This window comes from Pseudonocardia sp. KRD291, from assembly GCF_019263595.1.
Lineage (GTDB): Bacteria > Actinomycetota > Actinomycetes > Mycobacteriales > Pseudonocardiaceae > Pseudonocardia.
On sequence record NZ_JADQDD010000235.1, the window covers coordinates 1 to 10,078 of the forward strand.

A 10,078-nucleotide genomic window follows, 5' to 3' on the forward strand; every position below is an offset into this window, starting at 1 on the left:
GCTGGCCCGCGAGGTCCGCGACGGCGTCGCCGGGCGGTTCGGCGTGACGCTGCACCCGGAACCCGTGCTGGTCGGCTGCGCGCTCTGACCCGCCGGGCGGGTGGCGGCCCCGACATCCGCCGGGTGGAGGCCGCGCGTCCCGCGTACCGTCGGCGACCGCGTTCGCTCGTTCGTGCGGGCAACCTCCGGCGGTCCCGACCGTCCGAGCAGGGGGACGCACGATCTGTGGGGGATGCTGAGACATGCGACGGCTGCTGATCGTGGCGGTGGCGATCATCGGGGTGCTGGGCGTGGTCACCGCCGTGGCGACGGCGAGCGGCCGGTCCGGCCTGGACTCCGCGGCACCCGCCCCGGACGGCCCGGACGCGGCGGTGAGCTACGAACCGGCCGCCGGCGCCACCGCGCTGAACCCGACCGCGCCGGTCGCGGTCCGCGCGACCGGCGGCACCCTGGACCAGGTCGCCCTGGACGGCCCGGACGGGGAACCGGTCGCGGGGGCGCTGAACGCCGAGCGCACCGCGTGGACGGCGTCCGAGCCGCTCGACTACGCCACCACCTACACCTGGTCCGGCCGAGCGACCGGGCCGGACGGCCGGGCGGTCCCGCTGCAGGGCACGGTCGCGACCGTGAAGCCCTCGCAGGAGGTGCGCGGCACGCTGAACATCGGCGACGACCGGACCGTCGGCGTCGCGGCCCCGATCGAGATCCAGTTCGACACCCACGTCGACGACCGGGCCGCCGTCGAGCGCCGGCTGAAGGTCACGACCTCGCGCGACGTCGAGGGGGCGTGGGGCTGGCTGCCGGACGAGAACGGCGGTTCCCGGGTGCACTGGCGGCCCAAGGAGTACTGGCCGGCGAACACGAAGGTCACCGTGGACGCCCCGCTCTACGGCATCGCCTACGGCGGCGGGGACTACGGCCAGTCCGACCTGACCAGCTCGTTCACGATCGGGCGCAAGCAGGTCGTGAAGGCCGACACCCGGTCGTTCGGGATGGTCGTGGAGCGTGACGGCAAGCAGGTCGGGAGCTACCCGGCCAGCTACGGGCTCGGCTCCGACCCGAACCGCAACACCCGCTCCGGCATCCACGTGGTCACCGAGAAGTTCACCGACAAGCGGATGGTGAGCGCGCAGTACGGCTACGACGTGATGGAGAAGTGGGCGGTCCGGATGAGCAACAACGGCGAGTTCATCCACGCCAACCCGGCCTCGTCCGGGGCGCAGGGCTCCTCCAACGTGACGCACGGCTGCGTCAACCTCTCGCTCGCCGACGCGAAGGCCTACTACGACACCGCGCTCTACGGCGACCCGGTCGAGGTCACCGGAACTCCGGTCGCGCTCTCGCCGAAGGACGGCGACGTCTGGGACTGGACGCTGAGCTGGGAGAAGTGGCAGCAGCTCTCGGCCCTCTGACCGGCTCTGTGACCGGCGGGGCGGTTCGCCCGTCGGCGTGCCGGGTATGCGCGGGGATGAGCGATCGAACCGTGGGCCCCGAGGGACAGCAGGCCGCCGACGAGCACGCCGCCAGCCGCGCGACCCCGCTGCCCGAGGAGGAGGCGGGGGCGCCGACCAGCGGCGACGCGCGGGACGGCGCCGAGGCGATCCTGCGCGAGTCCGAGGAGCGCATCGCCGGTGCCGTGTCCGGCGACGAGCCCGGCGACGACGCGGAGCAGAATCGGCGCTCCGAGGAGACCCTGTAGGCGCTGCCGCGGGCCTGACGCAGGTGCTCAGCCCTCCCGGTACGCCCGGCTGCCGGAGGCCTGCGCGCGCGGCTTGAGCACGATCTGGTCCAGGTTGACGTGCGAGGGCCGGGTCGCCGCGAACGTGATCGTCTCCGCGACGTCGTCCGGGGTCAGCGGCGTGATGCCCGCATAGACCTTCGCCGCCTTCTGCTCGTCGCCCTTGAACCGGACGAGCGAGAAGTCGGTCTCGACCATGCCGGGCAGGATCTCGGTGACCCGGATCGGGCGGCCCAGCAGCTCCCCGCGCAGCGTCCGGTGCAGCATCGCCTGCGCGTGCTTGGCCCCGGTGTAGCCGGCACCGTTGTCGTAGGGCTCGAGCGCCGCGATCGAGGTGACGGTGATGATGTGCCCGTCACCGGACGCGTCGAGCTTCGGCAGCAGCGCCTTGGTCAGGCGCAGCGTGCCCATCACGTTCGTCTCCCACATCCAGCGCCAGTCGTCCTCGTCGGCCTCGGCGACGGGCGCCAGGCCCTTCGCGCCGCCGGCGTTGTTGACCAGCAGCCGGCACTCGGGGACGGCCCCGGTGAACGCGGCGACCGAGTCGGCGTCGGTGACGTCCAGGGCGAGCGCGGTGCCGTCGATCTCCTTCGCGATCTGTTCGCACTTCTCGACGCGACGGGCGCCGAGCACCACGTGGAACCCGGCCGCGCCCAGTGCACGCGCGGTCGAGGCGCCGATCCCGGAGCTCGCGCCGGTGACGACGGCGGTCGGACGGTCGTTCGGGGAAGCCATGCGACCAGCCTAGGAGAGCCGGCGCGGAGCTGCCGGGCCCACCGGGCGGGGGGAAGTTCACCAGGCCGCCCGGTCGCGGGTCACCCGGATGTCGACGGACGGCCATCTCGACCACAGAGCGTCACGATCATGGGACACACGATCGGGCGGCGGGGCTTCCTCGGATGGACGGGCGCGGGCGCGGCGGCCGTGCTGTTGGGCACCGGGGCCTGGGACGCGGGTGCGGCGAGCGCGGCCCCGAGGCCGGTGCGCGCGGGAGACCCCTTCACGCTCGGCGTCGCCTCCGGTGACCCGGCCGCCGACTCGGTGGTGCTCTGGACCCGGCTCGCGCCGGACCCGCTGGCCGCCGACGGGCGCGGCGGCATGCCCGACCGTCCGGTGCCGGTGGCCTGGGAGGTCGCCACCGACGAGCAGATGCGCACGGTGGTCCGCCGCGGGCAGGTGCTCGCCACCCCCGCGCTCGCGCACGCCGTACACCCCGAGGTCAACGGCCTGGCGCCGGACCGCGAGTACTTCTACCGGTTCAAGGTGCTCGGCCCCGGCGGGGCGCTCTCGCCGGTCGGTCGCACCCGCACGACCCCGCGGCCGGGGGACACGCCGTCGTCGCTGGCCTTCGCGTTCGCGTCCTGCCAGAACTGGGCCGACGGCTTCTACACCGCCTACGACCACATGGCGCGCGAGGACCTGGACCTGGTCGTGTTCCTCGGCGACTACCTCTACGAGGGCGACATCACCGAGACCAAGCGCGGCCAGGCCGCCCCGCCGAGCGCGGCGAAGGAGCCGATGGACCTCGCCGGCTACCGCTGCCGCTACGGGCTCTACAAGTCCGAGTCGCCGCTGCGGGCCGCGCACGCCCGCTTCCCCTGGATCGCCGTGTTCGACGACCACGAGGTCGAGAACAACTGGGCCTCCGACATCTCGCAGGCCGACACCGAGCCCGACCAGGACCGCGCGGTGTTCCGGGCCCGGCGGGCCGCGGCGTTCCAGGCCTACTACGAGCACCTGCCGCTGCGCGCTGCGCAGACGCCGAAGGGCCCGGACATGCGCCTGTTCCGGCGCCTGTCCTACGGCACGCTGGCCGACTTCACGATGCTCGACACCCGGCAGTACCGCGACGACCAGGCCTGCGGCGACACCGAGACCGCCGACTGCGTCGAGCGCTTCGACGAGAAGCGGACCATCCTCGGCGCCCCGCAGCGGGACTGGCTGCTCGACGGCTTCTCCCGCTCCCGCGCCCGCTGGCAGGTGCTGGGCAACCAGGCGCCGATGGGGCTGACCGACTCCGACCCCGGGCCCGCGGCCAAGGTCAACACCGACCCGTGGGACGGCTACGTCGCCGACCGCAACCGGGTCCTCGGCGCGGCCGCCGACCGGGACGTCCGGAACCTGGTCGTGATCACCGGGGACCGGCACCAGAACTACGCCGGGGACCTGCTGCGCTCGTTCGAGCAGCCGGGCTCGCCGGTCGTCGGCTCCGAGTTCGTCGGGACGTCGATCACCAGCAAGGGCGACGGCGCCGACCTGACCGACCAGATCCGCGGGTACCAGGAGGCGACGCCGACCCTGAAGTTCGTCAACGACCAGCGCGGCTACGTGCGAGTCGACCTCACCCCGACCGAGTGGCGCAGCTCGTTCCGGGTGCTGGACCGGGTCGAGAAGCCCGGCGGGACGATCTCCACCCGCGCCGTCTGGGCGGTGGAGGACGGGCGCCCCGGCGTCGTCCCGGGGTGATCGTCAGTCGGCGCGGCCGCCCTCGATGCCGGTCTGCGCCGACCGCGACCCGCGACGGGCCGAGGCGCGCTGCCAGGTGAACACCGAGACGCCGAACAGCCCGACCCCGACCCCGGCCACACACGTCCAGAACACCTCACCGAGCGGTGTTCCCGAGGTCAGCGAGACGAGCAGTGCGGCAACGGCGCCCAGTGCCCAGAGCGCCGTCCCCCCGCCGATCACCGGAGGCGACTCGGCCCATCGGGGTGGAAGCAGGGGCGGATCCGTCACGAGGTCAGCCTAGGGCAGCGGTCGGTGTCTAGGGTGTGCGCGTGATCGAGCGTCTGTTCGGCGTCACCGCCCGCGGATCCACCATCTCCCGAGAGCTGCGCGGGGGACTGGTCACGTTCATGGCGATGGCCTACATCATCGTGCTCAATCCGCTGATCCTCGGATCGATCAGCGCCACCGACCCGTCGGCCAAGGTCGACGCGCTCGGCGGTTTCCTGCCGATCGCGCAGGTCGCGGCCGTCACGGCGCTGGTCGCGGGCGTGATGACGATCCTGTTCGGAGTGATCGCGAACTACCCGTTCGCGATCGCCACCGGCCTGGGCATCAACACGCTGCTCGCGGTCACGATCGCGCCGCTGATGAGCTGGCCGGAGGCGATGGGCCTGGTCGTCATCGACGGCGTGATCATCGTGCTGCTGGCGGTGACCGGTTTCCGGACGGCGGTGTTCAACGCCGTCCCGTCCGAGCTCAAGACGGCGATCGCGGTCGGCATCGGCGCGTTCATCGCGATGATCGGGCTGGTCGACGCCGGGTTCGTGCGCCGGCTGCCGGACGCGGCGAACACGACGGTGCCGGTCTCGCTGGGCATCGACGGCTCGATCGCGTCCTGGCCGACGGCCGTGTTCGTGCTCGGCCTGCTGATCATGGGCGTGCTGGTCGCGCGAGGCGTGCGGGCGGCGATCCTGATCGGCGTCGTGGCGAACACCGTGATCGCGATCGTGGTCGAGGCGCTCTTCCGGGTCGGGCCCTCGGCGGGCACGAACCCGAAGGGCTGGTCGCTGTCGGTCCCGACGCTGCCGGACACCGTCGTCGGGCTGCCGGACCTGTCGCTGGTCGGCAACGTCTCCCTCGGCGCGTTCTCCCGTCTGGACCTGGTCACTGTCGTGCTGCTGATCTTCACGCTGGTGCTGGCGAACTTCTTCGACGCGATGGGCACGCTGACCGGACTCGGCCAGCAGGCCGGCCTGGCCGACAGGGACGGGAAGCTGCCGAACGTCGGCAAGGCACTGGTCGTCGAGGGCGCGGGCGCGGTGGCGGGCGGTGTCGGCTCGGCCTCGTCGAACACGCTGTTCGTCGAGTCCGCCGCCGGTGTCGCCGAGGGCGCCCGGACCGGCCTGGCGAACCTGCTCACCGGCGTGCTGTTCCTGGCCGCGATGTTCTTCACGCCGCTCTACGCGATCGTGCCGGTCGAGGCGGCGGCGCCCGCGCTGGTCGTGATCGGCGCGATGATGTTCCGCCAGATCACCGCGATCGACCTGTCCGACCTGCGGATCGCGATCCCGGCGTTCCTGACCGTGGTCGTCATGCCGTTCACGTACTCGATCGCGAACGGGATCGGCGCCGGGTTCATCAGCTACGTCGTGCTGGCCGCGGCGACCGGGCGTGCGCGGACGGTGCACCCGCTGATGTGGGTGGTCGCCGTCGCGTTCGTCGGCTACTTCGCGGTGGGCCCGCTCCGCTCGCTGTTCGTGTGACACGGGACACGGCGCCGGGGGCCTTGATCGTTCGGCGAAGGTGAGGCTAACCTATGCACGTCGCTTCGTGGTGGGAGCGGCGCGTCAGTTCGGGACAGAGAAGGCCCCGGCCCTACAGGGCCGGGGCCTTCTCCCGTTCCGGAGCCCGGCCGCCGAGACGGACGCCGGAGGGGTCGCTACTGCAGCCCGTAGATCCGGACCCAGTCGATCTGGAAGTCCAGTGTCTCCGGCGAACGTTCGTCCAGGGCCGGGATCCAGTCGTCGCCGTAGGGGCCGATGTCCTGCTGCATGGCCAGGTGCATCGGGCGCGGCGGGACGACGTCGCGGTCGGTGCTCCGGAAGACCTCCTTGCCGTCGATGAACCCGGCCACGTGGTCCGGGGTCCACTCGGTGGCGTAGTTGTGCCACTGCGTGAAGTCACCGGTGATCGTCTTGCCGACCTGGCTGTTGTCCTCGCCGTAATGGACGATCACGTGCGTCTCCGTGCGGTCCCCCTTCGGGACCTCCATGAAGTTGATCTCGCCGCCCTCGGGCCAGTCCTCGGCGTCCGGCCAGAGCAGGATGACGTCGCCGTAGCCGCTGCCCTTGTTCGTCTTGGCGCGGACCTCCCAGCGTCCGTACTGCTGGCCCTCGCGCCAGGCCAGCCCGGCCGAGGTCTTGCCACGGCTGGTCAGGGTGAGCTTGCCGTCGCCGACCGAGAGGTTCTCCGCCTTGTGCCGCCCGACGCCGCCGGTGGTCTCCCCGGTGTAGGGGCTCCACAGGTCGCGGTTGAGGGAGGTGCCGTCGAACTCGTCGTTCGCGATCATCGGCCAGTCGTTCTTGACCGCGGCCTCGGTGTCCGACCGGTTGGCCGGGTCCAGCGCGGCGGCGCTGTCCGGGCGGAGCTGGTCGTTCATCCCCTTCGGCGCGGCGGGTGCGGCCGGCGCCGGCGCCGGCGCCGGCGCCTCCCGCGAGGACCCGGACGGGTCGTGGGTGACCGCGATCCCCAGCACGGCGCCCAGCGCCAGCACGGCGAGCAGGGTCAGGGCGGTCATCAGCGGACGTCGGCGCGGGCCCGGGGCCTCGTCGGGGTCCGGCGGGGTCGCGCGCGTCGTCTCGGGTGCCTGGGACACGCGGTCTCCCCTCGCAGGCGTTTCGTGTGGACCCGGCACAAGCTAGCCAGACGCGCCTGTGCCCACGCTGAGAGGATCAGCCGCCCTCTGCCTGCTCCTGCTGCCCGCCGCCCTCCGCCTGCTCGCCGCCGGAGGACGCGCCGTCGATCGCGTACTGCTTGACCCAGTCGACCTGCATCGTCGACTCCGTGGCCCCGTCGCCCTTCGGGAACCAGTCCAGCTGGATGCACAGGTGCATCGGGCCCGGCGGCAGGATGGAGGTGTCGGTGGTCTTCCACCACTGCTTGCCGTCGACGAACGCGGCGATGTGGTCCGGGGTCCACTCGACGGCCCAGTTGTGCCACTGCGTCCCGTCGATCTCCACGTCGCCGCTGACCTGGGAGTTGTCCGCGCCGTAGTGCAGGAACAGGTTCGTCTTCTGGCGGCTGGGGTCCATCATCTCCATGAAGTCGACCTCGCCGCCCTCGGGGAAGTTCTCCGCGTCCGGCCAGAGCAGCAGCAGTGCGTTGTACGACGGGTCGGACTCCGGCGCCTTCACCCTGCCCTCCCACCGGCCGTACTTCTGGCCCGGGTTCCAGGCCATGCCGGCCGTGTTCCCCTCGGAGTCGCCGGTGATCGTCAGGACCCCGTCCTGGATGCTGACCGCGTCCGGTGTGCGGCGGCCGTTGCCCCCGTGACCGGGGCCGTCGTAGATGCTCCAGCCCTCGGTGCCGCCGGTGAAGTCGTCGGCACGGACGGGGTTGCCCCAGCCGTGCGCCTCGGCCGCGGTCGTGCCCTGTCCGGTGCTCACGCCGGCACCACCGCCGGTGCCGTTCGCGGGAGTGCCGGTTCCGTTCGCGGGAGTGCCTGTGCCGTTCGTCGTCCCATCCCCCGATCCTGCATCGGTTCCGCCCCCGGCGCCGCCCGCGTCCCGGCCGACGACCGTCGCGCTCGCGGGGGCGCTGCTGGCGATCGTGGCCGTACTGCTGTTCGGGGCGGCACCGGCTCAGGGCGACGAGCCGGAGAGCTCCACCTCCGGCGTCGACGTCGCCGCCGTCCCCGCGCCGGCGCGGGAGTCGCTGCCCGAGATCGAGGAGCTGACCGCGGACTACTGCCCGGAGCTGCCCCCGGTGTGGGTCGTCGCGCAGGTCGAGGCGGAGTCGGGCTGGGACCCGGACCTGCGTACCGGCGACGCGCTCGGGCTGTTCCAGCTCGGGGAGCGGACGTGGACCGCGGCCGGCGGGAAGGCGTGGCCGGACCCGGACGTCACCGATCCGTCGGCGCACCTGCGGATCGCGGTGCCGTGGATGTGCTCCACCCTGCGCGCGGTCGCCGGGCACCTGGCCACGAACCCGAAACAGACCTCGGTGCTCGACGCGATGCTGGTCTGCCACATCGCCGGGTGCCGGCGGGTGACCGGCAGCGCGACGGGGGTCCCCGCCGCCGGCGAGGCCGGCTGCTCGCAGGCGTGCAGCGGCGCGGTCCGGCGCTACCTCGACGCGGTACACGCGAACCTGACCCAGTTCTCCGCGGGCGGCGACCCGACCGGCGCCACGCCCTCCGGCGCCACACCCTCCGACGACCGGGAAAGCCCCGACGACGCGGCGCCGCGTGGGGTGCAGCGACCCGGGCCCGCCGCGGACCGGAAGAGCTCGCAGAAGCCCGCCACCGCATCGGAGCCGGGCACGGCGGAGAAGGCCGGCGCGGCACAGAAGCCGGAGGCCGGCCGCGAGCAGGCGGCCGAGCAGAAGCCGGGCGTCCCGCAGAAGCCGTCGCTGTCGGCTCCGGCCGCCGCGTGGACGGGCGGGAAGACGTCCTGCGCACCGCCCGACCCCACGCGCGGGGAGGGCTGCCTGACCGGCGCGACCCGGCACGGGCTCGAGGCGGCCGAGCTGGTGTTCGGGGGCCTGGACGGCGGGCCGGTGGTGCAGAAGGCGGGCTGCTGGGACGAGCACGCCTGGAACCCGAGCAGCGACCATCCGAAGGGACGCGCATGCGACCTGTTCCCGGGTACCGCGGGCACGTTCCCGAAGGGTACCGACCTCGACCACGGGTGGGAGATCGCGCACTGGTTCGAGGCCAACGCCGCGCCGCTGAAGGTGCGGTACCTGATCTGGCAGGGCCGGTACTGGGACCCCTCGGTGAAGGGCGACGGCAGCGGCTGGGGCCGCCGCTACACCGGGGGCGGCGTCTACGACACGAAGGACCCGACCGGCGGTCACTACGACCACGTGCACGTCAGCTTCGCGGAGTGACCCCGTGAGCCGCCGCCCCCTGACATGCCGCCGCGCGACCCGCCATCTCCCGGTCCTGCTCTCGCTCGTGCTGGTGCTCGCCGCCGTCGGCGGGACGGTCTGGCTGCTCGGCGGCGCCGACCGCCCGGAGCCGGTGCTCAGCTCCGAGGACCGTGCTGCCCTGGGCGGTCCGGACATCGACCGCGGCGACGAGCCGGCGGCCGTCGGGTACGCCGTGCCCGCCGAGCCGGACGCCGTCGCCCGCGCCTACCTGGTCGCCGCCTACGGGGCCGCCCCCGGCGACGCGGGCCGGACCCGGCGCGACGCCGTGCGCTACGCCGAGCCGGGCAGCCCGCCTGCGGTAGTGGGCGTGCCCGTCCTGGACGCGCCCCCGCCCGGGGCCCGACGGGTCGCCGTCGTGGAGGCGCTGACGCCGTCCGCGACCGCCCCGGACGGGACCCGGCGGGCCTACCTCGGCGCCGTCCGGACGTCGACCGGCGCACCCGGTGAGCCCGTCCGCGCCGCGCGTCTGCGCACCCAGATCGTCGTCCACCGCCAGCCCGACGGCCGCTGGCTGGTCGTGGCGGAGACCCCCGACACCGCCGACACCCCCGCGCTCCCCGCGGGCGACGGCTGAGACCCAGGAGCGCGAGACCATGAATGCCGACGAGCTGCAGGAGCTCATCAAGAAACTGCTGGCCAAGGGCGTCACCGTCCTGGTCCTGGTGGTCGGGCCGGCCGGGCAGCTGATGGGGGTGGAACCCGGCGACACGGCGAGCCCACCCGGGATCGGCGCCGCGCCGA

At 73.3% G+C, this 10,078-nt stretch carries 10 protein-coding genes; 6 read left to right on the top strand and 4 right to left on the bottom strand.

Annotation, left to right across the window (positions count from 1 at the left end):
- Positions 1–242 precede the first annotated feature (242 nt).
- Entirely contained in the window at positions 243–1,412 is a 1,170-nt protein-coding gene (locus I4I78_RS24860) for an Ig-like domain-containing protein (RefSeq protein WP_218613910.1), read from the top strand.
- A gap of 56 nt (positions 1,413–1,468) precedes the next feature.
- The gene (locus I4I78_RS24865; RefSeq protein ID WP_218613911.1) at positions 1,469–1,699 is read left to right on the top strand and encodes a hypothetical protein; all 231 of its coding nucleotides are present in this window, start codon (positions 1,469–1,471) and stop codon (positions 1,697–1,699) included.
- A 27-nt stretch (positions 1,700–1,726) separates the two neighbouring features.
- On the opposite strand, the gene I4I78_RS24870 is transcribed toward I4I78_RS24865, so the two are convergent.
- A complete protein-coding gene (locus tag I4I78_RS24870; RefSeq protein WP_218613912.1) occupies positions 1,727–2,473 on the bottom strand; it encodes an SDR family NAD(P)-dependent oxidoreductase in 747 nt (248 codons plus the stop codon).
- Between the two features lie 129 nt (positions 2,474–2,602).
- Between I4I78_RS24870 and I4I78_RS24875 the strand changes: the two genes are divergently transcribed.
- Positions 2,603–4,204: an alkaline phosphatase gene (locus tag I4I78_RS24875; protein ID WP_218613913.1), complete on the top strand. Its 1,602-nt coding sequence runs from the start codon at positions 2,603–2,605 to the stop codon at positions 4,202–4,204.
- Between the two features lie 3 nt (positions 4,205–4,207).
- Here I4I78_RS24875 and I4I78_RS24880 read toward each other — a convergent pair whose 3' ends face one another.
- Positions 4,208–4,474, bottom strand: coding sequence for a DUF2530 domain-containing protein (locus I4I78_RS24880; protein WP_218613914.1), 267 nt, complete (start codon positions 4,472–4,474; stop codon positions 4,208–4,210).
- 41 nt (positions 4,475–4,515) lie between these two features.
- Between I4I78_RS24880 and I4I78_RS24885 the strand changes: the two genes are divergently transcribed.
- Positions 4,516–5,949, top strand: coding sequence for an NCS2 family permease (locus tag I4I78_RS24885; RefSeq protein WP_218613915.1), 1,434 nt, complete (start codon positions 4,516–4,518; stop codon positions 5,947–5,949).
- A 176-nt stretch (positions 5,950–6,125) separates the two neighbouring features.
- Here I4I78_RS24885 and I4I78_RS24890 read toward each other — a convergent pair whose 3' ends face one another.
- Together I4I78_RS24890 and I4I78_RS24895 are read right to left on the bottom strand one after the other, a co-directional pair.
- Entirely contained in the window at positions 6,126–7,061 is a 936-nt protein-coding gene (locus I4I78_RS24890; protein ID WP_218613916.1) for a family 16 glycosylhydrolase, read from the bottom strand.
- A 76-nt stretch (positions 7,062–7,137) separates the two neighbouring features.
- On the bottom strand, positions 7,138–7,851 hold the full coding sequence (locus I4I78_RS24895) for a glycoside hydrolase family 16 protein (protein WP_218613917.1): 714 nt from the start codon (positions 7,849–7,851) through the stop codon (positions 7,138–7,140).
- A gap of 163 nt (positions 7,852–8,014) precedes the next feature.
- Between I4I78_RS24895 and I4I78_RS24900 the strand changes: the two genes are divergently transcribed.
- Both I4I78_RS24900 and I4I78_RS24905 read left to right on the top strand, forming a co-directional pair.
- Positions 8,015–9,295, top strand: a complete 1,281-nt coding sequence (locus I4I78_RS24900; RefSeq protein ID WP_218613918.1) for a hypothetical protein — start codon at positions 8,015–8,017, stop codon at positions 9,293–9,295.
- A gap of 4 nt (positions 9,296–9,299) precedes the next feature.
- Positions 9,300–9,911: a hypothetical protein gene (locus tag I4I78_RS24905; protein WP_218613919.1), complete on the top strand. Its 612-nt coding sequence runs from the start codon at positions 9,300–9,302 to the stop codon at positions 9,909–9,911.
- Positions 9,912–10,078: the final 167 nt, after the last annotated feature.

Bases quoted from the DNA above. Each gene is read 5' to 3' on its own strand.
- I4I78_RS24860 (WP_218613910.1), top strand. From the start codon at position 243: ATGCGACGGCTGCTGATCGTGGCGGTGGCGATCATCGGGGTGCTGGGC.
- I4I78_RS24865 (WP_218613911.1), top strand. From the start codon at position 1,469: ATGAGCGATCGAACCGTGGGCCCCGAGGGACAGCAGGCCGCCGACGAG.
- I4I78_RS24870 (WP_218613912.1), bottom strand. From the start codon at position 2,473: ATGGCTTCCCCGAACGACCGTCCGACCGCCGTCGTCACCGGCGCGAGC.
- I4I78_RS24875 (WP_218613913.1), top strand. From the start codon at position 2,603: ATGGGACACACGATCGGGCGGCGGGGCTTCCTCGGATGGACGGGCGCG.